Origin of the sequence: Pararhodobacter sp. (genome assembly GCF_036802785.1) — a bacterium.
Taxonomy (GTDB): domain Bacteria; phylum Pseudomonadota; class Alphaproteobacteria; order Rhodobacterales; family Rhodobacteraceae; genus Pararhodobacter.
Genome location: NZ_DAIRVN010000002.1, coordinates 68,623 through 95,181, shown reverse-complemented (window position 1 = coordinate 95,181; position 26,559 = coordinate 68,623). Strand labels below are relative to the sequence as shown.

General features: G+C 63.0%; 23 protein-coding genes. 14 read left to right on the top strand and 9 right to left on the bottom strand.

Annotation, left to right across the window (positions count from 1 at the left end):
• Positions 1-8 precede the first annotated feature (8 nt).
• Entirely contained in the window at positions 9-662 is a 654-nt protein-coding gene (locus tag V7Q53_RS01430; RefSeq protein WP_333826582.1) for a TetR/AcrR family transcriptional regulator, read from the bottom strand.
• A 112-nt stretch (positions 663-774) separates the two neighbouring features.
• Here V7Q53_RS01430 and V7Q53_RS01425 point away from each other — a divergent pair, with 112 nt between their 5' ends.
• The 4 genes from V7Q53_RS01425 to V7Q53_RS01410 all read left to right on the top strand — a co-directional run bounded on the left by V7Q53_RS01425 (position 775) and on the right by V7Q53_RS01410 (position 5,715).
• Positions 775-2,154 carry an aminotransferase gene (locus tag V7Q53_RS01425; protein WP_333826581.1) on the top strand — a complete coding sequence of 460 codons (1,380 nt, stop codon included), beginning with the start codon at positions 775-777 and terminating at the stop codon, positions 2,152-2,154.
• Between the two features lie 58 nt (positions 2,155-2,212).
• Positions 2,213-3,241 (top strand): extracellular solute-binding protein, encoded by a 1,029-nt coding sequence (locus V7Q53_RS01420; RefSeq protein ID WP_333826580.1) that lies wholly within the window; start codon positions 2,213-2,215, stop codon positions 3,239-3,241.
• Between the two features lie 56 nt (positions 3,242-3,297).
• Positions 3,298-4,734: an amidase gene (locus V7Q53_RS01415; protein WP_333826579.1), complete on the top strand. Its 1,437-nt coding sequence runs from the start codon at positions 3,298-3,300 to the stop codon at positions 4,732-4,734.
• Between the two features lie 204 nt (positions 4,735-4,938).
• Entirely contained in the window at positions 4,939-5,715 is a 777-nt protein-coding gene (locus tag V7Q53_RS01410; RefSeq protein ID WP_333826578.1) for an IclR family transcriptional regulator, read from the top strand.
• Positions 5,716-5,721: 6 nt separating this feature from the next.
• Here the strand turns inward: V7Q53_RS01410 and V7Q53_RS01405 are convergent, their stop codons facing one another.
• Positions 5,722-7,323 carry a GMC family oxidoreductase gene (locus tag V7Q53_RS01405; RefSeq protein ID WP_333826577.1) on the bottom strand — a complete coding sequence of 534 codons (1,602 nt, stop codon included), beginning with the start codon at positions 7,321-7,323 and terminating at the stop codon, positions 5,722-5,724.
• A 194-nt stretch (positions 7,324-7,517) separates the two neighbouring features.
• Between V7Q53_RS01405 and V7Q53_RS01400 the strand changes: the two genes are divergently transcribed.
• From V7Q53_RS01400 to V7Q53_RS01390, 3 genes are read left to right on the top strand one after another with little or no spacing between them, the layout of a single operon-like run.
• Positions 7,518-8,078, top strand: a complete 561-nt coding sequence (locus tag V7Q53_RS01400; RefSeq protein ID WP_333826576.1) for a TRAP transporter small permease subunit — start codon at positions 7,518-7,520, stop codon at positions 8,076-8,078.
• Positions 8,075-9,391, top strand: a complete 1,317-nt coding sequence (locus V7Q53_RS01395) for a TRAP transporter large permease (RefSeq protein ID WP_333826575.1) — start codon at positions 8,075-8,077, stop codon at positions 9,389-9,391. Before V7Q53_RS01400 ends, V7Q53_RS01395 begins: the two co-directional genes overlap by 4 nt.
• A 43-nt stretch (positions 9,392-9,434) precedes the next feature.
• Positions 9,435-10,526, top strand: a complete 1,092-nt coding sequence (locus tag V7Q53_RS01390) for a TRAP transporter substrate-binding protein (RefSeq protein ID WP_333826574.1) — start codon at positions 9,435-9,437, stop codon at positions 10,524-10,526.
• A 91-nt stretch (positions 10,527-10,617) separates the two neighbouring features.
• On the opposite strand, the gene V7Q53_RS01385 is transcribed toward V7Q53_RS01390, so the two are convergent.
• Positions 10,618-11,262, bottom strand: coding sequence for a TetR/AcrR family transcriptional regulator (locus tag V7Q53_RS01385; RefSeq protein ID WP_333826573.1), 645 nt, complete (start codon positions 11,260-11,262; stop codon positions 10,618-10,620).
• Positions 11,263-11,380: 118 nt separating this feature from the next.
• Between V7Q53_RS01385 and V7Q53_RS01380 the strand changes: the two genes are divergently transcribed.
• The 7 genes from V7Q53_RS01380 to V7Q53_RS01350 all read left to right on the top strand — a co-directional run bounded on the left by V7Q53_RS01380 (position 11,381) and on the right by V7Q53_RS01350 (position 19,885).
• Positions 11,381-12,412, top strand: coding sequence for an ABC transporter ATP-binding protein (locus tag V7Q53_RS01380; protein ID WP_333826572.1), 1,032 nt, complete (start codon positions 11,381-11,383; stop codon positions 12,410-12,412).
• A 22-nt stretch (positions 12,413-12,434) separates the two neighbouring features.
• On the top strand, positions 12,435-13,499 hold the full coding sequence (locus V7Q53_RS01375; protein ID WP_333826571.1) for an ABC transporter substrate-binding protein: 1,065 nt from the start codon (positions 12,435-12,437) through the stop codon (positions 13,497-13,499).
• Positions 13,500-13,579: 80 nt separating this feature from the next.
• Complete coding sequence (locus V7Q53_RS01370) at positions 13,580-14,410, top strand: ABC transporter permease (protein WP_333826570.1); 831 nt, start codon at positions 13,580-13,582, stop codon at positions 14,408-14,410.
• The gene (locus V7Q53_RS01365; RefSeq protein WP_333826569.1) at positions 14,410-15,183 is read left to right on the top strand and encodes an ABC transporter permease; all 774 of its coding nucleotides are present in this window, start codon (positions 14,410-14,412) and stop codon (positions 15,181-15,183) included. The genes V7Q53_RS01370 and V7Q53_RS01365 overlap by 1 nt, the downstream gene beginning before the upstream one ends.
• A gap of 2 nt (positions 15,184-15,185) precedes the next feature.
• Positions 15,186-15,974, top strand: coding sequence for an enoyl-CoA hydratase/isomerase family protein (locus V7Q53_RS01360; protein ID WP_333826568.1), 789 nt, complete (start codon positions 15,186-15,188; stop codon positions 15,972-15,974).
• A complete protein-coding gene (locus V7Q53_RS01355) occupies positions 15,971-17,596 on the top strand; it encodes a class I adenylate-forming enzyme family protein (protein ID WP_333826567.1) in 1,626 nt (541 codons plus the stop codon). Before V7Q53_RS01360 ends, V7Q53_RS01355 begins: the two co-directional genes overlap by 4 nt.
• A 528-nt stretch (positions 17,597-18,124) precedes the next feature.
• Positions 18,125-19,885 carry a putative bifunctional diguanylate cyclase/phosphodiesterase gene (locus V7Q53_RS01350; RefSeq protein WP_333826566.1) on the top strand — a complete coding sequence of 587 codons (1,761 nt, stop codon included), beginning with the start codon at positions 18,125-18,127 and terminating at the stop codon, positions 19,883-19,885.
• Positions 19,886-19,943: 58 nt separating this feature from the next.
• Here V7Q53_RS01350 and V7Q53_RS01345 read toward each other — a convergent pair whose 3' ends face one another.
• Genes V7Q53_RS01345 through V7Q53_RS01320 form a run of 6 tightly spaced genes read right to left on the bottom strand, consistent with a single transcriptional unit; the run spans position 19,944 to position 26,543 of the window.
• Positions 19,944-21,764, bottom strand: coding sequence for an AMP-dependent synthetase/ligase (locus V7Q53_RS01345; protein WP_333826565.1), 1,821 nt, complete (start codon positions 21,762-21,764; stop codon positions 19,944-19,946).
• 8 nt (positions 21,765-21,772) lie between these two features.
• Positions 21,773-22,582, bottom strand: coding sequence for an ABC transporter ATP-binding protein (locus V7Q53_RS01340; RefSeq protein ID WP_333826564.1), 810 nt, complete (start codon positions 22,580-22,582; stop codon positions 21,773-21,775).
• A 6-nt stretch (positions 22,583-22,588) separates the two neighbouring features.
• A complete protein-coding gene (locus V7Q53_RS01335) occupies positions 22,589-23,755 on the bottom strand; it encodes an ABC transporter substrate-binding protein (protein ID WP_333826563.1) in 1,167 nt (388 codons plus the stop codon).
• A 27-nt stretch (positions 23,756-23,782) separates the two neighbouring features.
• On the bottom strand, positions 23,783-24,826 hold the full coding sequence (locus V7Q53_RS01330; protein WP_333826562.1) for a branched-chain amino acid ABC transporter permease: 1,044 nt from the start codon (positions 24,824-24,826) through the stop codon (positions 23,783-23,785).
• Between the two features lie 2 nt (positions 24,827-24,828).
• Positions 24,829-25,713 (bottom strand): branched-chain amino acid ABC transporter permease, encoded by an 885-nt coding sequence (locus V7Q53_RS01325; RefSeq protein WP_333826561.1) that lies wholly within the window; start codon positions 25,711-25,713, stop codon positions 24,829-24,831.
• A complete protein-coding gene (locus V7Q53_RS01320) occupies positions 25,710-26,543 on the bottom strand; it encodes an ABC transporter ATP-binding protein (RefSeq protein WP_333826560.1) in 834 nt (277 codons plus the stop codon). Before V7Q53_RS01320 ends, V7Q53_RS01325 begins: the two co-directional genes overlap by 4 nt.
• Positions 26,544-26,559: the final 16 nt, after the last annotated feature.

Genomic DNA, 26,559 nt, shown 5'->3' with positions numbered 1-26,559 from the left:
GTGCAGTTTCAGAAAGTGTGATCGGGGAACAGGCGGCGGGCGACCAGAATGCAGGTTTCCAGAGCCTCGGCGCGGTTGAAGCTTTCGGGATTGAGGTGAAAATCCGCCCACATCCCCTCCAGCAAGGCGGTAAGGGCATAGGCCCGCTGATCTGCCAGCGCTTCATTTCCGGGCCCGGCGAGCGTGCGGCAGGTTTCGGTCATTGCCCGGCGGAAATTGCTTTCACGCGAATCGACAAAGGGCCGGTACTGCGGATTTGAGGGCGCTTCAGCCCGAAAGGCGAACCAGATCACCATGTTGCGGCGGTTCAGAACGGCGGGTGCGAAATCGGCCCGCATCAAGGTTACAAGCCGCCAGGCCGGATCGGTGTTTCCCTGATCGACGGCAGCGCGCCAGTTCTGGGTGTATTCCTCGGCCAGTTGCTCGATCAGGGCCAGAAGCAGGTTTTCCTTGGACCCGAAATGCAGGCTTATCATCCCGCGCGACAGGCCTGATATCTGCTGGATACGGTCAATCGTGGCGCCGCGGACCCCGTGATTCAGAACCGCCTCCCCGGTGGCCTCGATCAGCAGGCTGCGGTGATGCGCCTTCTTGCGGTCACGCAGACCCTCTGGCGCGGTTTCCGGCGGGGTGGTGCCGCTTTCCTCGTCTTTTTTCTTCATCGCCTGAAATCTCTGCGGGGTTCCGGTCAAACCACTTGACATCTTCAAACCTGAGGTGCAATAAAATTGTATGAACGTATGTTCATTTTTAGACGCCATCAGGAGCTGCGCCATGCTTTCCAAGATGATCGCCGATCTGGATGCACGGCATTTTGTCCACCCTTGGGAGTCGATGGAAGATCTGGGCACGGGCGGGCGCATGGTGGCCCAACGTGCAAGCGGGATTCATGTGACCGAAGGGGACGGACGCCCCCGCATCGACGGGCCCGGCGGCATGTGGTGCGTTCAGGTTGGCTATGGGCGAGCAGAGATTGGCGAGGCCATGGCCTATCAGGCGCAGGAGATGGCCTATTTCTCGCCGTTTTCCAGCACCAGCCCGGTCAGCGCCCGGCTGGCCGCCGTGATTGCACAACGCACGCCCGGCGATCTGAACCGGGTGTTTTTCACGACCGGCGGGTCGACCGCCGTGGATACCGCTTTGCGTTTCGTGCAGTTCCGCAACAACCTGCTGGGCAGGGCCGGGAAGAAAATATTCATCACCCGGCAAAAGGCCTATCATGGGTCAACCTATCTTTCGGCCAGTGTCAGCGGGAAAGAGCGTGATCGCAACTGGTTCGACCATGCCGACGCGCTGGTGCATTTCCTGCCCGATGTGAATCCTTACCGCCGCCCCGCCGGAACAAGCGTCGAGGCGTTTCTGGAGGCGAAGCTTGCCGATCTGGAGAATGCGATCCTGTCGCTGGGTGCTGATCGCGTGGCGGCCTTCATCGCAGAGCCGATTCTGGCTTCGGGCGGCGTGATTGTCCCCCCCGAGGGTTATCACCGGCGCTGCCTTGAAATCTGTCGCCGTCATGATGTGCTTTATATTGCCGATGAGGTGGTCACGGGCTTCGGGCGGCTTGGGCACTGGTTTGCGTCAGAGGCGGTGTTCGGGATGGTGCCGGATATCATCACCAGCGCGAAGGGGCTGACATCGGGATACGCACCGCTGGGGGCCTGCATCATTTCCGAGCGGCTGTTTGACGACATTTCCGGCGCGGCGTCACAGGGCGCGGTCTTTTCCAACGGGTTCACCTATTCCGGCCATCCGGTCAGCGCGGCGGCCGCGTTGAAGAATATCGAGATCATCGAGCGTGAGGGCATTCTGGAACATGTTCGCACCCTTACCCCGCATTTTCAGGAACGGCTGGCCGCACTGGGTGCCCTTCCGCTGGTAGGCGATACGCGCGGCATGGGGCTGATGGGCTGTGTCGAATGCGTGGCTGACCGGGACGCGAAAGAACCGCTGGCGCTGGACAAGGCTGTCGGTGATCTGATTGACGCGCATTGCCGCAAACTGGGACTGATCGTGCGACCGCTCCTGAACATGTGTGTCTTCTCGCCACCCCTGATTATCTCTCACGACGAAGTCGACCAGATGTTCGATATTCTTGAGCAGGGCATCCGGCTGACCACGGATGACCTTGTGCGACAAGGGGTCCGGGTGGCCTGACCCGACACCCCTTTGAAAACAACCACCGCCCGCCAGGGGCAAGACAGGGAGTAAGCGCATGACACTGAAGGACTGGCTTCTCACCGCGGGGCTTGCCGTTCTGGCGGGGCCCGCCCTGGCAGACGGCGAGCTGCATATTTACACCTGGGGAAACTACACGAACCCCACGCTGATCGACCGTTTTGAGGAAGCTCACGGCGTTCGCGTCACCATCACCGATTATGATTCAAGTGACACGGCAATCGCCCGCATCCGTCAGGGGGGGCATGGGTTTGACATCGTCGTTCCTGCCGCCGTAGTCACGCCGGTCTGGATCGAGGAAGGTCTGCTTCTGGAGACCAATCCCGCCGAAATGGAAAATTTCATCCATGTCGATGAGCGGTTCCGCAGCCCGTCCTTTGACCCTGAGCGCCGCTACACTGTGCCGTGGCTGTGGGGCAGTACCGGCGTTACGGTGAACACTTCAGCCTATGACGGCGATATCAACACGTCGGCCATCTTCCTTGACCCGCCATCCGAGCTGCGGGGACGTGTCAATGTTGTGCCGGAGCTTGCCGATATCCTGTTTCTGGCTATCCGCTATGTTGGCGGCGACTGGTGCACCGATGATCGTGATGTCCTGCGCGCTACGCACCAGGCACTTCTGGCCGCGAAAGAACACTGGATCTCCATCGATTATGGCAGCCTCGATTCGATGGTGGGCGAGGATCTTCTGGCGACGGTTACCTGGAACGGTGCCGCGTTGCGGATGCGTGCGGCCAATCCGGACCTGCATTACGGCTACCCGCGCGAGGGGTATCCCTTGTGGATGGACAGCGTCGCGGTACTGGCGGACGCCAGCAATGTCGACAATGCCCGGCTGTTCATGAACTTCGTCATGGACCCCGAAAACGCCGCGCTGATCACGGCCTTCGCCGGCTATGCAAATTCCATTACCGGCTCTGAGGCCTATCTGCCCGAAGAACTGCTGAACGCGCCGGAAATCATCATTCCGGATGATCTGGTGGAGGCGGGCGAACTGATGCTGATCTGCGATCCGGCGGTGATGGATCTCTATGCCCGCATGTGGATGGAAGTGATGCAGTAAGCCCGTATTGCCACACACTGCCGAAGCCGCGTGACACCCTGCTGGAGATTGCCCCCATGGCGGACGAAGACCTTTGCTACATGACTGCGACCGAGGCGCTGACCCGATTTGCCGACAGGTCGCTGTCGCCGGTCGAGCTGATGCAGGCCGTCATCGACCGCGCCGAAATGGTCGAAGGTCAGGTAAACGCGCTGACCTACACACATTTCGACGAGGCGCTGATGCTGGCGCGCGCCGCCGAGGCCCGGTATATGCAGGGCGCGCCTGCCGGGCAGCTGGACGGGCTGGCGCTTGCCGTCAAGGATGAGGGCGCAATCAAGGGGAAACCGCTTTCAAACGGCTCCCTTCTGCTGGAAGGGACGATCCCCGACTACACCTCCCCAGTCAACCAGCGTCTGCTGGATTCCGGGGCGATCGTTCATGCCCGCACCGCCACCCCGGAGTTCTCCTGTGCCGGATACACATGGTCGCGGCTGTGGGGTATCACCCGCAATCCGTGGAACCTGGATTTCACGCCGGGCGGATCATCGGGCGGGGCCGGCGCGGCGCTGGCGGCGGGAAGCTGTACGCTGGCCTCAGGCTCGGATATCGGCGGCTCCATCCGCATTCCGGCCTCGGCCAGTGGCGTGGTGGGGCTGAAGCCCGCCTATGGCCGCGTGCCCGAAGAGCCGCCCTATAATCTGGATATCTTCTGCCATCAGGGTCCGATGGCACGCAGTGTCGGCGATACCGCGCTGATGTTCGGGGTGATGGCCGGGCCGCACCCTCTTGATATCGCCACGCAGCGGGATGTTCCCCATATTTCCCGCCAGCCGGAGTCGATCCGCGGTATGAAGATCGCATGGTCGCCCGATCTGGGCATCTACCGCGTCGAGCCCGAGGTGCGGCGCAACACCGAAGCCGCCCTTGATGTGCTGCGTGATCTTGGCGCAATCGTCGAGGAGGTGGACCTTGGCTGGCAGGCAGAATGGCTTGAGCACGGCCTTGATTATCTGAAACTGCTGATGGGGAACGTGCTGCGCGACCTCGCATCGGGCAGGGAAGAGGAACTTACCACCTATGCGAACGCCCTGATCACGCTGGCCGCCGAAGTGCCCGGCACCGCTCTGGCACGCTGCTATCAGTCCGCCGGGCAGATGTATGCAACCCTCGGCCCGGTCTTTGAGCGTTTTGACGCGCTGATCTGCCCCACCAACGGCTTGCCCGCCGTTCAGGCCGATTACGACTGGTCGTGCGATGTGCCCGTTATTGACGGTGAGCCGGTGAACCCGCGTTACGGCTGGATGATGACCCTGCCCTTTAACATGCTTGGCCGCTGTCCGGTGCTTGCCGTTCCGACCGGACATGCCGCCAACCGGGTGCCCACCGGAATGCAGATCGTTGGCCGCCCCTGGGCCGAGGTTGACGTCTTTCGTATCGGGCTGGCCTATGAGCAGGCTGTCGGCGGCTGGTATGATCGCGCAGGCAAAAGGCCTTTGATCGCCAGCGCATAAGCTGCGCCCGCGGGGCCCTCCCCGGGCGGCGGCTAAACCGTTGCGGATGCGCGCCGCCTGCGGTTCAGTGTGGGTGCCTTCCGAGGCGTCCCACCCTCCTGCGTCTGGCGTGGGTCCACGACTGCTGCGGGCAGTAGCCATCGCAAACGCCAGCTTGTATAGGGCATTCAGTTATTCATTGCCCACCGCAAGAAAGGCTGTGCCGTGCCCTCAGACACACGCCCGACACCCCGAAGCATCCCGACCAATCTGCGCCTGCTGGTTCTGTTGGAGGAGATCGCGGCCATCGGCATCCCGGTCACACCCGCCGATCTTTACGGCCGCATCGATCTGCCAAAACCGTCCCTCCACCGGCTTTTCGTCACGCTTGAGCAGGAGGGTTTTCTGGAGCGCACTCTGGACGGTCGCAAATATGCGCCCGCACCCCGGCTCAGGAAGCTGGCGGTCATGATCACCACGGCACCCCAGCAGCGCAACGAAGTGCTGCTGGTCCTTCAGGCGCTGTCGGAACTGATCGGCGAGACCTGCAACTATTCGATGCCCGAGCGCACCGGCATGAAATATGTCGAGCGCGCCGAGACCAAATGGCCGCTGCGCTTCAACCTGCCGCCGGTTGGCAGCACCGTGCCGTTCCACTGCACGGCCAGCGGCAAATGCTATCTGGCCTCGCTGCCGCCTGCCAGGCTGCGGCGGCTGCTGGAACTCATCGAAATCAAGCGCTTCACCGACCGCACGATTACCGACCTGAACCAGCTTGAAGCCCAGATTGATACCTTCCGCGCGCAGGGTTTCACCATCGACGATCAGGAATTCATGGAAGGAATGATCGGCCTTTCGGTCGGCGTGATGATCGAAGGGCGGCTCTTTGGAACATTGTCGTTCCACGCGCCCTGCCAGCGGCTGGACATCGCCACCGCACATGGCCATGTCGCCGAAATGAAGCGCGCGGCAGAGCGGATCGCCAGCATTCTGGTCGCCTGAACCAGTTCAGCGCCGCTGCGCCAGTATCATATCGCTGACTTTCTCACCGATCATGATGGCCGCGGCATTGGTGTTTCCGGACACGATTTCAGGCATGATCGAGCAATCCGCCACCCGCAGCCCTTTGACCCCGCGCAAACGCAGTTGCGGGTCCAGCACGGCACGCGGGTCAGTGCCCATGCGGCAGGTGCCGGAGGGGTGGTAGATGGTGGTTGCGGTGTTGCGCACCCAGTCCAGCAGGGCCGCGTCATCCAGCACATCATCCGCCGGGCTGTGCGCCGCGCTGATGAGGGATTTCAGCGGCTCCTGCGCGCTGATCGCCCGTGCCACCCGCACCCCGGCCAGAATGGTCGCGCAATCCCCCTCGGTCGCCAGATAATTCGGATGGATTGCCGGCGGCACCCGGTAGTCAGCCGAGGTCAGGTTCAGCCACCCCCGGCTCTCAGGCCTGAGCTGGCACACCGACGCCGTAAAGGCCGAAAACGGGTGCACCCCCGCGCCCGGGCTGTCGGCGGACCAGGGCTGAATGTGGAACTGGATGTCAGGGGTTGCCGCCTCAGGCCTTGTGCGCAGGAAAGCCAGCGCCAGACTGGCGGCCATGGCCATGGGGCCAGTGCGGAACAGCGCGTATTCCGCCGCGATCCGGGCCTTGTCGAACAGGCTGCGCACCTCATCATTCAGCGTGGGCTCATTGCATTTGAAAACCAGCCGCGCCTGCAAATGGTCCTGCAAGTTGCGCCCCACATCGGGGGCGGCCACCCGCGCGTCGATCCCCTGTGCCGCCAGCATGTCAGGGTCTCCGATGCCCGACAGCATCAGCAGATGGGGTGAGCCGATGGAGCCTGCGCACAGCACCACCTCAGCGCGCGCGCGGGCCAGATGCGGCTTGCCGCCCGCATCGACAAAATGCACCCCGGTCACCTGCCCGCCCACGATCTCCAGCTTCGTGGTCTGCGCCCGGGTCAGAATGCGCAGGTTCGGACGGTTGCGAACGGGCCGCAGAAACGCCACCGCCGCCGAACAGCGCCGCCCCTTGCGCGCCGTCAGCTGGGCATAGCCGACGCCGTGCTGGTCAGGGCCGTTGAAATCGGGGTTGAACGGATAGCCCGCCGCCTGCGCCGCCGCCACCCAGGCATCGCAGACCGGCCGACGCAGGCGCATGTTCGACACCGCCAGCGGCCCGCCTGCCCCATGCAGCGGGCTTTCGCCATTCTCCTGATCCTCGGATTTGCGGAAATAGGGCAGCACGTCATCCCAGCCCCAGCCGGTGTTGCCCATCTGCGCCCAGCGATCATAATCGGCGGGCTGACCGCGTACATAGATCAGCCCGTTGAGCGAGGATGAACCGCCCAGCACCTTGCCGCGCGGCCATTCCAGCCTGCGCCCGTTCAGGCCCGGGTCAGCCTCGGTGCGCAGGCACCAGTCCACGGCAGGGTTGTGCATGGTCTTGAAGTACCCGACGGGGATGTGAATCCAGGGGCTGGTATCCCGCCCCCCGGCCTCCAGCAGCAGAACGCGGGTGCCGGGGTCGGCGCTCAGCCGGTTTGCTACGACACATCCGGCTGATCCGGCACCGATCACAATGAAGTCGAATTCAAGGCTGTCCATCGCTCCCCGGCATGTATTGGTCTGGATTATTTCTGTTGCATGAAAGCGTAAATCAAGCAATATTGATATTGCAAGTCTCATTTTCTGTCTGGGAGGAACGGAATGAGTACTGATTTCGAATCGGCACCCGGTGTCTGGTCGCCCGCAGCGACATGCCCGGGCCGGGGCGTTGCGCTGATGGCGGGCTTCCTCTCATGGTAAGAAGCCCCTCGCCCGCCGAGCATCGCCTGCGCCGCGTTACCGCGCTTCTGGATCTGCCGGGCATCATCGTGGGCAAGGCTGCCGCCTGGCTGATCGTGCCGATGATGTTTGCGCTGGTCTATGAGGTGGTTGCGCGCTTTGCGTTCAACCGGCCCACAATCTGGGCTTATGACGCCACCTACATGCTCTACGCAGCCATGTTCATGCTGGGCGCCGCCTATACGCTTGGCCGCGACGCGCATGTCCGGGCGGATTTCCTGTTCAATGTCCTCTCGCCGCGCACGCAAGGCGTTATCGACGCGCTGTTCATCATCTGCCTGTTTTTCCCCGCGATCTACATGTTCACCATGGTCACCTGGGATTATGCGGCGGTGTCCTGGCAGCGTGGGGAGCGCTTGCCCTCCAGCCCGATGATGCCGATCATCTATCCGCTGAAAACCGTGATGCCGGTCACCGGCGCGCTCTTGCTGATCCAGGGCTTTTCCGAGCTGCTCAAAAGCGGCTTTGCCATAGCCACCAACCGCCGCTACTGGCAGGAGCCCTCTGTATCATGAGCGAACCGATCCTTGGCCTTATCTCTCTCGGCCTGCTTTTTGTAGGTATTCTCGCGGGCTATCCGATGGCTTTTACCTTCATCTTCATTGGTCTGGTGTTCGGCTATTTCGGGATGGGCGAGCGGGTGGTGAACCTGCTGCAGTTCCAGTTCTTCGCGCTGATGCGCAACACCACCATGGCGGCAATTCCGCTGTTTCTGTTCATGGGCTTCCTGCTTGAACGCTCGGGCCTGATGGAGCGGATGTTCATGGCGCTGCGCCTGCTTCTGGGCCGGGTGCGCGGCTCGCTCTATCTGGTGGTGCTGATCGTGGCGACGGTGTTTGCGGCGGCGACCGGCATTGTCGGGGCTTCCGTTACCGTGCTGGGGGTGATGGCCGCGCCGATCATGACGGCCAGCGGCTATGACACGCGCATGTCAGCCGGGGCGATCGGCGCGGGGGGCACGCTGGGGGTGCTTATCCCGCCCTCGATCCTGCTGATCGTGCTGGGGCCGGTGATCGGTGTGCCGGTGTCTGACCTGTTCACCGCGGCAATCATTCCGGGGCTGCTGCTGTCGACGGTTTACATCCTCTACACCCTGATCCGCAGCTACCTGCGCCCCGAGCTTGGCCCGCCGGTCTCGTTCGCGGAACTGGGCGAGACCACGCTGATGGAAAAGCTGAAGGAACTGATGCTGGGCATCGTCCCGGTGGTGGGGATCATCGGCGCCACGCTGGGTGCCATCGTCTCAGGTCTGGCCACACCCACCGATGCCGCGGCCTGCGGCGCGCTCGCGGCGCTGGTGCTGGCGCTGCTCTATCGCAAGATGACCTGGGAGGCGTTCAAATACTGCGTTTACAACACCATCCTGCTGACCGCGATGATCATGTTCCTGCTGGCATCGGCCAATTTCTTCGGCGCGGTGTTCTCACGGCTGGGCAGCGCGGCGTTGCTGACAGACTTCCTGACGAGCCTGCCTTTCTCGCCGCTGGTGATGCTGGTGATCATGCTCGGCATCGTCTTTGTGCTGGGCGCCCCACTGGAGTGGATACCCATTGTCCTTGTCGTGGTGCCGATCTTTCTGCCCTCCATGGTGCAGCTTGGCTTTGACCCCTTGTGGTTCGCCATTCTGGTGGCCGTCACGCTGCAAACTTCATGGCTGACACCGCCCATGGGTCTGTCGGCGTTTTTCCTGAAAGGCGTCGTGCCAAGCTGGAGCATGGGCGACATCTACCTGGGCATGATGCAGTTCGTGGTGTTGCAGCTTTTCGTGGTCGGCCTCTTGATCGCCTTTCCACAGATCATCCTCTGGCTGCCGGGCGTGCTCAACTAGCGCGGCGGCCGGGGTCACGTGACACAACAGGAGGAGGAAGAAGATGACGCATTCACTGATCAAGGGGGCCGGCGCGGTGGCGCTTGCCTCTGTTCTGACGCTGGGCGCACCCGCGCCGGGCCATACGCAGGAAACCTGGCGGATGGACATTCACACCGCCGTGCCCAATTCCAGCCTGTATTTCCGGCTGACCGAAGACTTCGCCGAAAGCCTTCAGCGGATGTCCGGCGGGCGCATCCAGACCCATGTTCTGCCCGATGGTGCCGAAATCGGTGCGTTCGAACTGCTGGAAGCCGTCGATGGCGGCGTGATCACGGCGGGATACGCCTGGCCGCACTACTGGTCGGGGCTGCACCCGGCCTATGTGCTGTTCTCGAATGTCCCGGCCAGTGTCGGCATGGATCAGACTGTTCTGATGTCCTGGTACTACTCTGGCGGAGGGCGTGAGCTGTATCGCGAACTGATGCAGGATGTCATGGGTCTGGATGTCGAGGCGTTTCTGATGCAGCCCATGGGGCCTGAGCCGCTGGGCTGGTTCTCGCGCGAGTTTGGCGACATGGACGAATTGCGCGCGCTGCGCTTCCGTGTGCCACCGGGGATTTCGGGTGAGACCTATAACGCCATGGGCGTGCCCGCCATCGCTCTTCCCGGCAGCGAACTGGTCCCTGCCGCACAGCGCGGAACGCTTGACGCGGCCGAATGGATCGGCCCGGCAGATGACCGCAATCTGGGCCTGCACCGGGTCTGGAACTACTATTACCTGCAGGGCCTGCATCAGCACACCTCGGTCGCGGAACTGATCATCAGCAAAACCTGGTGGGACAGCCTGCCCGAGGATCTGCAAGCCATCGTCGAGGCGGCGGTGATGCAGAATGTGACGCTGACCATGGCAGTCAACATGCATGAAAACGCGCTCGCGATTGCCCAGTATCAGGAGGAGGGGATCAATGTTCTCGATACCCCCGAGGATTACTTTTCCGCCTTCATCGAGGCCCAGAACGGGGTGATCCAGAACTATCTGGACAGCAACGAATTCTTTGCGCGGGTTTACAACTCGCAGGTCGAATTCGCCGATCTCCTGCGTCCGTATCACTCGCGGGCACTGGGAACCTACACGCGCGTCACCGACCGTTGAGCAAGGAAAAGGGGCGGTCGTTCACACGACCGCCCCTTTTCAACCCCGCATCAGGCGCCTCACTTGTCAACGGCGCCGATGCTGCCAACGCTCAGGCGTCGCGCCGGATCACCGCCAGCCAGATTTCCGAGATGTGATGCGCCAGCTCCAGCGGCTGGTCGCGCCAGTGCGCAAGTGTCGGCGACGGCTGGCTGTAGATGTCGCGCAGCAGCTCATCCACCATCCCGGCCAGCGCCCGCGCGCGCAGGACGCGGGCATCATCGCCCAGCGACGCGGGCAGGATCCGCGCGATAACCTGTGCCCAGCGGTGGTTGACCGTGTCGCGGACCAGCGCGAAATCAGGCCGCTCGCTGGCCAGCGCAATCTGCCCGCCCAGCAGGTGCTGGTTGCGCGCATAGGTCGCCACATAGAACGCGTTGGTCATACGTACGCGTTCCGACAGGTTGACCGCCAGATGCCGGGGGCGCCACCGGCGCATCGTTGCCCAGAACAGCCGGTAAACGGCCATCGCGGCGTCTGAACGGTGCGAGAAGTACAGATAGAAGGTGCCCCGCGCCATTCCGGCACGCGCGCAGATCCGCTCAACCGTCAGCGCTGGATACCCCGAAACGCCGATTTCCTCGGCGGTGGCGGCAAGGATGCGCGCGCGGGTACGTGCCCGTTTCGGCCTGCCCCGCACCCGCAACAACCGCGCATTCAGCAGCGCCACCATATCGAGCGCGCCCGGCGGCGGCAAGTAGGGCTCTGGGCGGGGCCGGCTGGCAGGATCACTGTGGGTCATGAAAAATGGTTGACACAGAATAAAAATGACATCAACGTCATAAATAGACAAAGTGTCATAAACCGGGGAAGTGATGCCACAACACAACGCTCCGCTGTCGTTCAGGGATGTCTCCAAGCGCTACGGCGGGGCCATCGCGCTGGCAGGCCTGACACTGGAGGTGAAGGCGGGCGAGTTTCTGACACTGCTTGGTCCCAGCGGATCGGGCAAGACAACGGCGCTGAACATCCTCGCCGGTTTCACGCAGGCCAGCGAGGGCGAGGTGTTCATCGACAACCGCCCCGTTGGTGCGCTGCCGCCCGAACGGCGCAATGTCGGCATGGTGTTTCAGAATTTCGCGCTCTTTCCCCATATGAGCGTGTTTGACAACGTGGCCTTCCCGTTGCGGATGCGCAGGGCCACGCGCAGTGATATGCGCAGCAGGGTCGGCGCGGCGCTGGAAACCGTGCATCTGTCAGGCATGGCCGATCGCAAGCCTGCCGCGCTGTCGGGTGGCCAGCGTCAGCGTGTGGCCCTTGCCCGCGCGATTGTCGCCGCACCGCCGGTGCTGCTGATGGATGAATGCCTGTCCGCGCTTGATCTGAAACTGCGCGAGGAAATGCGCGATGAGATCCGACGCATCCATGCCACGCTGGGCACCACAGTGATCTTTGTCACGCATGACCAGTCCGAGGCGCTGTCGCTGTCGGACCGCGTGGCGCTGCTCAATGAGGGCCGCCTGTGCCAGATCGACCGGCCGCAGGCCATCTATGACCGCCCCGCCACCCGCTTTGTCGCTGATTTCATCGGCCGCACCAATATCATCCCCCGCGCCACGCTGGAACAGATCAGCGGTCATGGCTGGCGCGCGCCCGGCGCGGCACCATGGGCCTCGATCCGGCCCGAGCGGCTGCACCTGTCTCCGCAGCCCGGCGATATCCGGCTTTCCGGTACGATCGAGGATCTGACCTTTCTCGGCGCCAGTATCGAGGGGCGGTTGCGGCTGCCGGACGGGCAGGTGCTGCGCTTTGCCGTGCCCCGCGCCGGTGACACCCCCTGCCCCGCCCCGGGACAGGAGACCGTGATGGGCTGCGCCCCGGCAGATATCGTGACGCTGAACGACTGACCATTCTTCAAGGGAGGAAGAAATGACCACAAGAAACAGAAGACAGATCATCGCCGCCGCGCTGGCCCTGCCGCTGGCAGGCTTTGCCGCACAGGCGGTCACGGCCGATACGCTGACAGTGGCAGGTTCGGGCGGCGGGCTCGCGCAGGTGATGGACATGCTCTATGACCAGCCCTTCACCGCGGCCACCGGCATTCCGGTCAACGCGCTGGCCACCAGCGACCGGGCCTCGGCGCTGCAAGCCATGATGCGGGCGGGTAACACCGTCTGGGATGTCGCCGAACTGACGCCGGTAGATTACGCCATCGCCACCACCAACGGCTGGCTTGAACCCATCGACTGGGCGCGCGCCGACCCGGACACCCTGCTGCCCGATGCCGCCCGGCTGGAGGATGCTGCCGTGGTGGCGACCTATTCCACAGTTCTGGCCGTGCGCACCGACCGGCTGCCGGAGGGGGTAAGCATGACCTCCTGGGCTGATTTCTGGGATGTGGAGGCGTTCCCCGGTCAGCGCGCGCTGCAGAACTCGGTCATGGACAATCTGGAATTCGCGCTTCTGGCCGATGGCGTGCCGCTTGATCAGTTGTATGAGCAACTCGCCACCGATGAAGGCGTTGATCGCGCTTTTGCCAAGCTTGATGAGATCAAGCCGCATGTCACCGCCTGGTGGACAGCGGGCGCGCAGCCGGTGCAGATGCTGGCCGATGGCGAGGTGGCCTATACCTCGGCGTGGAATGGCCGCATCACCCAGTTGCAGGCCGAAGGGGTGCCGGTTGATATGGTCTGGCAGGGCGGCGCGCTGAAGCCGTCGTATATGGCGATCATCCGGGGCACACAGATGGCGGATGCCGCGCATGAATACCTGCGCATGATGCTGACCGATGCCGAACGCGCCGCGCAATTCGCCGAAATGGTCGCCTATCCGGCGATGCTGCCGCAGCTTTATGATTACCTGCCGGAAGAGGTCGGCGCCAACCTGCCCACCTACCCGGCGAATATGGAGGTGCAGTTCGTCACCGACGCGCTTTTCTGGGCCGAGCATATGGACGAGTTGCGCGACCGTTGGGACGAATGGCTGCTGGAATAACCCGCCCGCTGCCGCCCGCGCCGGGGGCCAGCCCCCCGGCGCACCCCCCAGCGCAACCTCTCTCCTGATCGGACCACGCCATGACCCTCAGCCAGAAATGGACCGTGCTGCCCGCGCTGGTGCTGGCACTGGTGATGTTCGCGGTGCCGGTCGCGCTTGTGCTGCGCGAGGCGCTGTTCGATCCGAACTGGACGCTGGTGCATTTCGAGCGCTTTTTCGGCCGCCCGGTGTTCCAGGCCGTGTTCCGCAACACGCTGATGGTGGCTGGTATCGTCGCCACCGGCTGCCTGCTGATCGGCTATCCGATGGCGCTCTACATCGTCACCCGCCCGGCGCGCTGGCGGCCCTTGCTGCTGTTTCTGGTGCTGGTGCCGATGTGGATGTCGATACTGGTGCGCACCTATGCATGGATGGTGGTTCTGGGGCGCGAGGGGGTGATCAACAGTGCGTTCATGGCGCTGGGGCTGATCGAAGCGCCGTTGCAGATGCTCTATACCTCGGGCGCCGTCTATGTGGCGATGGTGCAGATATTGCTGCCGATCATGGTGGTAACCTGCTATTCGGCCATGACCGAGATCGACCTCGGCCTGATCCGCGCCGCGCGGGTTTGCGGCGCAGGGCCCGTCCGCGCCTTCCGTCATGTGTTTCTGCCGCTCAGCCTTGAAGGCGCGCTCACGGGCTGGTCGGTGATCTTCATCCTGTCGCTGGGCTTTTTCATTGTCCCGGCCCTTCTGGGCGGACGGCAGGATGCGCTTCTGGGCAACATGATCGTCACGCAGGTGGCCCAGACCAACTGGGGCTTTGCCGCCGCGATGGCGATTGTCCTGCTGGGTGCGACCATCGCGCTGCTGGCATTCATGCGCCTGCTGGCTGCCCGGTTCATCCACTCTCCGCGCGAAGGAGGGGTATGATGCGGTTCTCCACACTCCTGTTCGCACTGGGCGTGCTTTTGCTGTTCTTTCCCATCCTCGTGGTTGTGCCGATGTCGTTCAGTGCCGACCGCTTTCTGGGCTTTCCGCCGCAAAGCTGGGGGCTGACGTGGTACCGCGCCTATTTCACCGATCCGGTCTGGATGGCGGCCACCTTCCGCTCGCTCAGGATCGCGCTGTTCGCCAGCCTGCTTGCCACGCTCGCGGGGCTTCTGGGTGTAGTCGGGCTGGGGCGGATGGGGCCGCGCTGGCGGGCGGGGCTGACCGGCCTGTTCATCGCGCCTGCCATTGTGCCCAATGTCATTATCGCGCTCGGGGTTTTCATCCTCGCGCTGACATTCGGCACGACCGACAGCGTCGTCACCCTCACGCTGGCGCACGCCGCCCTTGCACTGCCGTTTGTGGTGATGATCGTCGGTGCCGCCTATCGTCAGGTGGACCCCAACCTTGAGCGCGCCGCGCGGGTCTGCGGCGCGGGGCCGGTGCGCGCCTTCATGGCCGCCACCCTGCCGCCGATCCTGCCCGCCGTGGTGGCCGCCGGCATCTTCGCCTTCTTCATCTCGTTTGATGAGCTGGTGGTCGCGCTTTTCCTGATGGGCGGGTCCGAAACACTGCCTGTACGCATCTGGAATGACCTGCGGTTCGAGATCAATCCGACAATCGCCGCCATCTCTGCCTTCTTCGTCACCATCACCACCATCGCCATGGCAATCGCCGAACTGCTGCGCATGCGCACTGAGAAAAAACTGAGGTAAGTATGAAATTTCATTACGAAAAAGCTGACGGCATCGCCACAATCACCCTCGATAACCCGCCGGTAAACGTGCTTACGCCCGAGTTGCACAAGGATCTGCTGGAGATTCTGCGCGATTTCAACACCGACCCGGCCGTGCATTGCGGAATCTGGACGGCTGCAGGCAACCGTGCCTTCTGCGCCGGTGATGATGTGAAAACCGCGCGCCCGGAACGCAGCTTTGCCGAGGTTGCCGAGCGCTACCTGACGCCGCGGCGCGAAGGTGACAGTTTTGAATACCCCGGCTGGGAGGGTGAGGTGCTGTCCCTGCCCCGCCTCAAGCCGATGATCGCGGCGGTGAACGGCGTTTGTCTGGGGCAAGGCATGATCTATCTGCTGCTGCTCACCGATCTGCGCATCGCCACGCCCAACGCCCGTTTCGGCCTGCCCGAGATCGCCTATGGCATGCCCGGGGCCAGCGCCGCCACCCGGCTGGGGCGGCAGATCCCGCATGTTCTGGCAATGCAGATGGCCCTTACCGGCGAGATGATCGACGCTGAAACCGCCGCGCGCGGCTTTCTGATCAACGAGGTGGTGCAGCCCGATGCCCTGATGCCACGCGCCCGTGCGCTCGCCGGACGTATCGCCAGCCACCCGCCGGTCGCCGTGCGCGCCGAGATGGACGGCTATTACCGCGCGCAGGACATGACGCGCGCCGATGCACTGGCCTATACCAGCAATCTTTATCATCTGGTGCGCGCCACGCAGGACCGTGACACCCCGCCGCTGGCCGCACGGGAGGGCAAGCAATGAACATGGACCCCGGCGCGCTGGAAATGACGCGTTTTGCCGCGCAACTGGCCGATGCCCCGCTACCCTCCTCCATCGGTGATTTCGTGCGCGAGCGGGCGCGCACCCTGGGCGATCAGACCGCCGCAATCTGGTTCGAGAAGGGTATCGAGGTTTCCTTTGCCGAGCTTGACCGCCGCTCTGATGCCGTCGCCGCCGGCCTTATGGCGCACGGGCTGCGCAAAGGTGCCCATGTCGCAGTGATGCTGCCCAATGTGCCCGAATTCCTGTTCACATGGTTCGCCATCGCCAAGCTGGGCTGCGTGATGGTGCCGGTGAACGTGGGTTATACCGGGGCTGAGCTGGATTATCTGCTCAACCAGTCCGATGCGCAGGCGCTGGTGCTGGATGCCGCCTTCCTGCCCACGCTGAGCGCCATGCAGAAACGCCCTGCGGTGCTGGAAGACGCGCGCATCTTTGTCCATGGCACACCGCAGCCCGGTCAGGTGGCGCTGGCCAGCCTCATGGCCGATGCAACGTTCACCGCCCCCTGGCCGGTTGCCGCCACCGATCTGGCCAGCCTGCAATACACCTCAGGCACCACCGGCTTTCCCAAGGGCTGCATGTTGCCGCAGGATTACTGGGTGCTTCTTTCCCATTCCGCCGCCCTTGGTGCGGCTGAACAGGGCGTCGGGCGCACGCTTCTCTGGGCACCGTTCTTCTACATGGACCCGCAATGGCAGCTTCTGATGTCGATGAAACTGGGCGCCGTGGCCTATATCGCCGAGCGCCTCAGCCTCAGCCGGTTTTTTGACTGGGTGCGCGACTATCGTGTCCATTACACCTATTTCCCCGAAGCGGTGCTCAAGTCCCTGCCGCGGAGTGACGCCGACAGCGCCATCGAATTGCGCTACATCAACGCTTTCGGCTGGAGCCCCGAAGCTATTGCCGAGGCCGAAGAGCGCTTTGGCCTGATCGCCCGCGACAGTTTCGGCATGACCGAAATCGGTGCCGGGATGATGATGCCCCATGCCGCCACCCACAAGCTGCAAAGCCGCTCCTGCGGTCTGCCCGCCCCGTTCCGCGAAGTGCGGATTGTCGATGCCGATGGTCAGCCCTGCGCGCCGGGCCTACCCGGCGAATTGCAGGTGCGCGGGCGCTCCATCCTGTGGGGCTATTACAAGAACCCTTCCGCCAACGCCGCCGCCTTTGATGGCGACTGGTTCCGCACCGGCGATCTGTTCACCCAGGACGCTGAGGGTTACTTGCGCATTGTCGGCCGCATCAAGGACATGATCCGCCGGTCGGGCGAGAACATCTCTGCGCGTGAGGTGGAAGCGGTGGCGAATGCCCATCCCGATGTCGAGGAGTCTGCCGCAGTGCCCGTGCCGGACCCGCTGCGCAAGGAAGAGGTCAAGATCTACCTGAAACTGCGCGATGGGGTGAGCGCCGACACTTTCGACATGGCGGTCTTTCTGACGCACTGCGCAACGCATCTGGCGGCGTTCAAACTGCCTCGTTTCGTCGCATTCATAGACGCCTTTCCAAGAACCGCCTCGCACAAGATCGCCAAACCACGGCTCATAGAAGGGGCGGCCAATTTGCGCGAAGGCGCCTATGACCGTATCGAAAAAAGATGGCTCTGATCTGACAAGCAGCCTGACCTCGATGCACCGGGCTGGAGCCCTCCGGCCCGGAATCGCGACACCTGTTCCTGATCAATCGCCACGGCCGCATGAGGGGCACGCATTGAGCCACAAGTGCCTGTTGCGCATCCCGCGCGGGGTCAGGCCTGTTGGGCCGTAAGCGGTCGTGATCACCCCGGCGCCCGGCTCGATGATCTTGGGCGAGGTTTTGCCTCCGAACGAAAAGACAATGATGCTTTCGTCTTCGGTGCCTTATGCCCAGATTGCGCCACCTTCTGGTTCCATGGTGCATCTTCGAACAGCCGGTCCACGGCTTCTCCTAACGATGCGGCCACGCGGTCCAGGGTCTTGACGGAATGCACTTTGTTCGGCCTGAACGGTCGTGCGGCCTGCAGGTTTCCGCCAGATCCGACCTCAGCATAATGTCATTTGACCCGTCTTGCCGGGCCTGCAAGACAAGGGTCGGTCCTCCCGGAAAACCGCATGAACCAAGCGGTTGGCACGACCAAATCAGGAAGCAGGGAACCGATGGCCCAGATCGACGAAGCATTGCGACTGGATGCCCTTCATCAACTCAAGCTGCTCGACACTTTATCCAGCGAAAGCTTTGATCGCATCACGCGGATGGCGAGCCAGATTTTCGACCTCCCCGTTGCCGCAATCTCTCTGACCGACAGTGACCGCCAGTGGTTCAAGTCCCGCGTGGGCATCGAGCACAACTCGATCCCCCGCGACAAGGCACCTTGCGGAGAGGTGGCGGATAGCAGGGAATTTCTGGTCATCCGCGACTTTGCCAAAGACGCATACTATGCCGACAGCCTGCTCGGCCAGAATGGCACGCGCTTTTATGCCGGTGCGCCGCTTGTGACACGGGAAGGCTTCGGCCTTGGCTCCTTGTGCGTTCTGGGCACAGAACCGCGGGAGATCACTGAGGCGGAGGTAGCAGCGCTGAAAGATCTGGCCGCGATGGTGATGGCGCAGATCGAACTGCACCATGCCTTTGGCCGCGTTGACCCGGTCAGCGGCTTGCCCAACCGAAACCAGTTTCTTGAGGACATGGCTGATCTTGCGAACGCCCCTGAGGCGGCAGAGCGTATTGCGGTTCTGCTGGACCCCTTCAGCGCCGTACAGATCAGCGATTATGTGCGCGTCATGGGACCCGGCCGCGCTGACGAAATGGTTCGCAAAGCCGTCCTTGAAATACGCCGGGGGATTGGTCCGGAAAGGGCCATCTACCATGTCGGTACCGCGCAGTTTGTCTGGCTTGCACCAGCCGGGGCAACAGCGGACAGCTATGTCAACGCTGTCAATGCACACGGCAGAAATACCCTTGCGGGTAAAGGGTTACCTGCCAACGGCGCTATCGGGATAGTAAGCTTTGAGCCACACAAAAGAACCCCTCGTGACCTGTTGCGCGCCCTGCACAGCGCCGCTCAGGATGCGCGGGCAGCACCGGACCGCATCAGCGTGTATTCCGATGAGGCCGACCGCGATTACCAGCGGCGCTATCACCTGTTGGAGGATGTAACCGCAGCGCTGGAATCGGATGATCAGTTGCGACTGGTCTATCAGCCCCGCATCGACCTCATATCCGGCGAGTGCCTGGGGGCCGAAGCATTGCTGCGGTGGAACCATCCGGTGCATGGCAACGTTCCGCCGGACGATTTCATCCCGATGACAGAGCGATCTCCGCGGGCATCGGCCATGACGGCGCATGTGCTGGACATTGCGATGCGACAGATGCACGACTGGCAGAACGCCGGGCTGTCGCTGACCATATCGGTGAACATCTCAGCGGCAAACCTGAGCGAGACCGATTTCGTGGAATCGCTTGCGGCCACCGTCAGGGAACACGACATATCGTTTGACCGGCTGGAGCTGGAAATCACTGAAAGCGCCGTGATGCATGATGCGGATCAGGCGCTGGCACAGTTGCAGAAATTGTCGGATCTCGGTGTCCGGGTGGCCATCGATGATTTCGGAACCGGCTACAGCAGCCTTGCCTACCTCCAGAAACTCCCTGCTCATGTGGTGAAAATTGACCGAAGCTTCATAAGCGAAATCGACAGGAACGCGCGGGATCAGGCGCTGGTCCGTTCCATTATCACTCTGTCACATGACCTGGGCTACCGCGTGGTGGCGGAGGGTGTGGAGTCTGAAGCGGCGGTGACCCTGCTCCGCAGCATGGGCTGTGATGAGGCGCAGGGCTACCATTTCGCGCGGCCGATGGAGGCCGGGCATTTTCTCCCGTGGCTTCGCTCACTCACCCCGACCAGCGGCCCGATCTGACCTTCTCCATGGCCAGTTGATCAGGCCCGGGTACGTATTCTCAGCCTGCTCGGGGTAGCTATACCGCTTTGGTAGCGTAGAGGCTTTCAATCTCACTCGCATATTTGGCCTGCACATTGGCGCGCCGGACTTTCATGGTGGCAGTCACCTCATCGTCGTCGTGGTCCAGCTCCTTGGTCAGGAGGTGAAAGCGGCGGATGTGGCTAACCTGCGCAAGCCCGGCATTGGCCTGCGCGATCTCACCGTCGATCAGGGCGCGCACGGCGGGGTTTTCGGCCAGATTGCGGAAGTTGGTGTAGGGGATGTTCTGTTCCTCGGCCCATTTGCCAACGGTTTCATAATCAATCTGGATCAGCGCCGAGACATATTTACGCGCCTCGCCGATGGTGATGCATTCCTTGATATAGGGGCTGCCCTTGACGGTATTTTCAATCTCGGAGGGGCTGAGGTTCTTGCCGCCTGCGGTGATCATGATGTCCTTGAGGCGGTCGATGATGCGGAACTGGCCCTGCGCATCCATCTCGGCCACATCGCCGGTATGCAGCCAGCCATCGCGGATGGTGGCGGCGGTGGCCTCGGGGTTGCGGTAATAGCCCTCGAACACCAGATCGGAGCGGATCAGAAGCTCGCCACTCTCGCCCAGTCTGGCCTCCGCGTTGCACACCGGTGTGCCGACACTGCCCTCGATCAGGTGATCGCGGGTCTGGCCCAGCACCATGCCGCTGGTTTCCGTGGCGCCATACACCTCTACCAGCGGCACGCCGATGGTGCGGAAAAACCGGACCACGCGCGGCGAGATCGGCGCGGCACCCGTCATGGCGATGCGGCAATGTGTCAGGCCGATGTAGTTCTGCAACGGGCGGAAGACGGTGAGATAGGCCAGCGCATAGGTCAGCTTTTCACCCGCGCTCAGGCGGCTCCAGGTTTTTTCAGCGAGGGGTTCACAACGCGCAATCGCCCAGTCGAACAGCCGTTTGCGCAGCCCGCCGGATTCCAGCATGCGGATATAGATGGAGGAATGCAGCCTTTCCCAGATCCGCGGCACACCCAGAAACATGCGCGGCGCGACTTCGCGCAGGTCTTCCTGCACGGTGCGGATGGATTCGCCAAAGTTGATCTGGCTGCCCAAATAAACCGGCACCATCGTGGTGCAGAACTGCTCGGCCACATGGCAGAGCGGCAGGTAGGACAGATGCGAGGTATCCGCCGTCAGCCCCAGCCGGTCGATCACCGCAATCGCCTGCGCGCGCAGGTTGCGATAGCTCAGGATCGCGCCCTTGGGCTTGCCGGTGGAACCCGAGGTGTAGATCATCAGCGCCCGGTCCCCCAGCGTCTGGCCGGCCAGAACCGCGTCGATCAGGCCGGGATTGGCTTTGCTGTGGGTGCGGCCCTGTTCCTCCAGCGTGGCGAAGGGGGTCACGGCATCGACAGCGTAGCCGCGCATGCCCTTGGGTTCCATCACCACGACCTGTCGCAGCTTTGGCAGGCTGCCACGCACCTCCAGCACCTTGTCGACCTGTTCCTGATCTTCGCAGATCACGATCTCGGCCTCGGAATGTTCCAGCACATAGGCAACTTCGTTGGCCGGGCTTGTGGGATAGATGCCGATGGTCACCGCCCCCACCAACCCCGCGCCAAGCTGAACCAGCACCCATTCGGTGCGGTTCTCCGACAATACCGCCACATGCCCGCCCGGCTCCAGCCCCGCCGCGCGCAGCCCGTGGCCGACATGCGCCGCACGCGCGTAATATTGCGCCCAGCTCATGGGGTTCCAGATGCCGAAATCTTTTTGCCTTATGGCGGTGCGGCTGCCGATGCTGCGGGCATTGGCGTGCAGCATCTGTGGCAGGGTCAGCTCAGGAAGCTCGGTTGCAGCCATGGTCACCCTCACGACAGCCAGCGCTTGCGGCGCTTGTAGTGTTTCACATCGCGGTAGCTTTTCGCATCCTCTCCGCCCGAGACGCCCAGATAGAACTCGCGCACATCGGGGTCGTTCACCAGCTTTTCGCTGGGGCCGTCCAGCACAATCTTGCCGGTCTCCATGATGTAGCCGTAATGCGCCACGGCGAATGCCACGGCAGCGTTCTGTTCGACCAGCAGCATCGACGCGCCGGTTTCACGGTTGATCCGGGCGATGATGCGGAAAATCTCTTCGACCAGAATGGGCGACAGGCCCAGCGAAGGCTCATCCAGCAAGATCAGCTTGGGCTGGGCAATCAACGCGCGGCCAATCGCCAGCATCTGCTGCTCACCGCCGGACAGATACCCCGCCCGGCCTGAGCGGCGCTCATGCAGGCGGGGGAAATATTCATAGACCAGATCGAAACTGGTGGGCTTCACGCCGCGCCCCGACAGGGCAAAGGTGGCGGCGGTCAGGTTTTCCTCAACCGTCAGATCGTCAAAGATCCGCCGCCCCTCCATCACATGGAACAGGCCCTGCCGCACCAGCCCGTGCGGCGTGGTGCCGGAGACCGGCGCGCCCTCGAACAGGATCTGCCCCGCCGTGACCGCACCATTCTCCAGCGCCAGAAGGTTGGAAATCGCCTTCAGCATGGTCGATTTCCCGGCCCCGTTGGAGCCCAGAAGCGTGACCACCTTGCCGCGCTCAACCCTGAGCGACAGGCCGCGGAGCACCTGAATGGTCTTGGAATAGACCACCTCGATGTTGTTCACTTCAAGTATGGCATCCGCGGCCATGGCCGGTCACTCCTGCACGTTGATCCAGTCTGAAACCGGCTCCATCCGCTGCGCCTCCGCGTCATACTGATAGACACGGCCAATCGGGATCGAATTGCCGGGGATCGAGATCGGCGTGCCGATCAGCCCGCCGGTGTCGAAATCCTCGATCGAGTTGAGCGCGGCTTTCAGGTTTTCGGCGGTCAGTTCCTGCCCCGCTTCCAGCGTGCGGTCAGTGGCTTCCAGCAGCAGCATGGCGGTCAGGAACCCCTGGATATAGCCGGTGGACTGGTACTCCGGGCGCACCGAGCGGATATAGTCCAGCATCGGCCCGCCCTCGTCGTCATAATAGTAGCGGTAGGGCATGACGCCCATGAAGCCGTCGGCGGCCTCGCCCACGCTGGCCCAGATGGAGCTGTCCATCGACCAGAAGGTGCCCATGAACCGGGTTTCAAGGCCCAGCTCCCGCGCCTGGCTCATGAATTCCGGCAGCGGCGCCAGAATATAGCCGTGGAAGATTGCGTAATCGGGGCGCGCGCGGCGCAGTTTCAGGATCTCGGTAGAGACATCCACCGCGCCCGGCGGGGTGATGATCACGTCGGCCACCGTCAGGCCCAGTTCCTCGGCGCGCGCGCGGGTGCCGTCGATGGGGTCGCGGCCGAATTCGGTGTCGGAATTGACCAGCATGATGCTGGCGCCCGGCGTTTCCTGCGCGATGTATTCCAGCAGGATGTTGGTCATCTCGGTGTAATCGGGCCCGGCCATGAACTGGTAGGGAAAGGCCTCGGGGTCGTTGATTTCGGATGCGAACGAGGCACCGGCCATGATCATCTGCCCCATGCGGTTCAGCTCAGGGTTGATGGTCCGCGCGAAGCCGGTGGAATCGCCGTAATAAAGGTTGATATCGTGCTGGCTGGTCAGCCGGTTGAAGGCGGCGACCGACTGATCGACCTGATAGCCGGTATCCTCATATTCCAGCCGCACCTGCCGGCCCTGAATCCCGCCCTGCTCGTTCACATAGGCGATATAGTCCTGCATCCCCGCCTCGATGGCGATGCCCGCAAAGGCAAAGACGCCGGTCAGCGGGATGGAGCCGCCGATCACGATGTCCTGGGCCTTGGCGGCGGGTGCCCCGGCAATCAGCGCGGTGCCCGCCACGGCGGCCAGTAGCGTTCGTCTGGTCAGTGCAAACATGGTTTTCCTCCTCCTCGGTTGGGTCGTCTATTTTCGGAATGGCCACAGGTGCCAGCTGCGGCGGATACGGCGGATGATCTCGGCCATGCCCTGCGGCTCAAGCACCAGAAACAGAATGATCAGCATCCCGAACACGATGGTGCGCACGGGTGCCAGCAGGGTTGCGGCGTTGGCCACATAGGGCGAGACGATATCGACGCCAAAGCGCAGCATTTCGGGCATCATGGTCATGAATACGGCGCCCAGAATGGCCCCGAGGATAGACCCCATGCCGCCCACGATCACCGCCGCCAGAAAGAAGATCGAGGTCAGCAGCGTAAAGCTTTCCGGCCCGACCGAGCGGAACATATAGGCCCACATTCCGCCCGCGACCCCGGCATAAAAGCTGGAGATCGCAAAGCTGAGCAGCTTGTAGCGCAACAGGTCGATGCCCAGCACCTCGGCCGAGATATCGCGGTCACGGATGGCGATGAAGGCGCGCCCGATGCGGGTGCGGAACAGGTTTGCCGCGCCCAGCACCATCAGCACGGTGAGCGGCATGAACACCCAGTAAAGCTGCGCCGGGCGCGTCAAACCAAGGCCGAAGACCGTGGCAGGAGCCACATTGATCCCGCGGGAGCCGCCGGTGACCGATGACCAGTTGAGGAACACGAACTGCAGGATGATCGACGCGCCGATGGTGGCGATGGCCAGATACAGCCCCTTCACCCGCAGGCTGGGAATGCCCACCACCACACCGACCGCTGCGGCCACCGCGCCACCCATGAAGATATTCAGCAGAAACGGCGTGCCGAGGCGTTGCTCCAGTATGGCGACCGTATAGGCCCCCAGCGCCATGAACGCGCCGTGCCCAAGGCTGACCAGCCCGGTATAGCCGGTCAGTATGTTCAGCCCGGTGGCCGAGGCCACGTTGATCATCACAAGGCAGGCCAGATAGGCCCAGTAGGCATTGGCCATGAACGGATAGGCCACCAGAAAGGCCATGAACAGAACCATCCAGACCCATTGCGGGCGGGTGGTCAGCAGGGCCTGATCGGCGCGGTAGGTTTCTTTGGCGGTTGCGATCTGCATGGTCAGAGCCGTTCAATTTCGCGCGTGCCGAACAGCCCGTAGGGCCGCACGACCAGCATCAGAACCAGAATGGAGAAGGTGGCCACCAGCTTGAACTCGCCGCCCAGATAGGTGCCCGCATAGGCCTCGACGAGGCCGATGAACAACCCGCCGACCAGCGCGCCAAAGGGGCTGTCCAGCCCGCCGACAATCACCACGACCAGCGCCGACAGGCCAAATGCGCCCATCGTCGGCGACAGCCCGCCAATAGCGCCCAGCATCACGCCTGCCCCCGCCGCCGTGGCGCAACCGATGATCCACGCCATCGAGAAGACGCCGGGCACATTGATCCCGCAACTATAGGCCGCCGCCTGATCGGTGGCGGTGGCGCGCAGCGCCACCCCGCCGCGCCAGAAGCGGAACAGCAGCAGAAACAGCCCGATCACCACAGCTGAGACCAGGAAAGCCACGAAAATCTTGCGGTTGACATAGGCCTCACCGATGAACACCGGGCTGCGGCCAATGAAATCAGGAATGGTGCGCGGGTTTGCACCCCAGATCAGCTCGACCAGCCCCACCAGAACCGAGCCCAGCCCGACAGTGACCATGAAGACCGAAATCGGGCTTTCGCCCAGCATGCGGCGGATGATGCCGCGCTCGACCACCGCGCCGATCGCCCCGCCCCCGGCAATGGCCAGCGGAATCGCCAGCCAGGGCGACAGGCCCCAGCCCGCCGCCAGCGCCAGAAAGAAATAGGCCCCCATCATCAGCAACTCGCTGACCGCCAGATTGATGATCTTGGTGGCCTTGTAGATCAGCACGAAGGCCAGCGCCGTCAGCGACAAAAGCGCGCCTGACCCCAGCCCGGCCAGCGTGATCTCAAAGAAGAACAGCATCTCGCCACTCATGCGCCCGCCTCCTCGGCCAGACGTTTCATCAGCGCCGCCGGGTCGCCACTGCCCAGATAGGCGGCGACCACCTCAGGGTTGCCCTGCACCTCATGCGGCAGACCGCGCGCGATGACCTGCCCGAAGTTCAGCACCACCACATGGTCGGAAATATCCATCACCATGCCCATGTCATGCTCGACCATCAGAATGGAGATACCCCATTCTTCCTTCACATCGAGGATGAAGCGCGCCATATCCTCGGTCTCTTCGCGGTTCATGCCCGCGACCGGCTCATCCAGCAGCAGGATGCGCGGACGCATGGCCAGCGCGCGCGCCAGCTCCACCCGCTTTTGCAACCCGTAGGAAAGCGCGCCAACCGGCGCGTTGCGGATGTGGTTGATTTCCAGAAAGTCGATCACATCGCGCTCGATCTCGGCGCGCAGTTCCTCTTCCTCGCGCGCGGCGGCGCCGAAATAGGCAAGCGCCTGAAAGATGTTGGTTTTCAGATGCGCGTGGCGGCCCAGCTTGATGTTGTCGAGCACCGTCATGCCGCGAAACAGCGCGATATTCTGGAAGGTCCGCGCGAAACCCAGTTTTGCGCGCTGGGGCGGATGCATCCGGCTGACATCCTGCCCGTCCATCACGATGCGCCCGGCGCCGGGTTTGTAAAAGCCGGAAATGCAGTTGAACATCGAGGTCTTGCCCGCGCCATTCGGCCCGATCAGCGCCGTGATCGTGCCGGGCGCCACGTCAAAGCTGACATCGCGCAACGCCTTCAGCCCGCCAAAGGAAAGCGAAACCCCTTCGACACGCAGCGAAGCCGCCGCTGGCATGGCACCCGCCGTCATGCCCGCACCCCGGCTC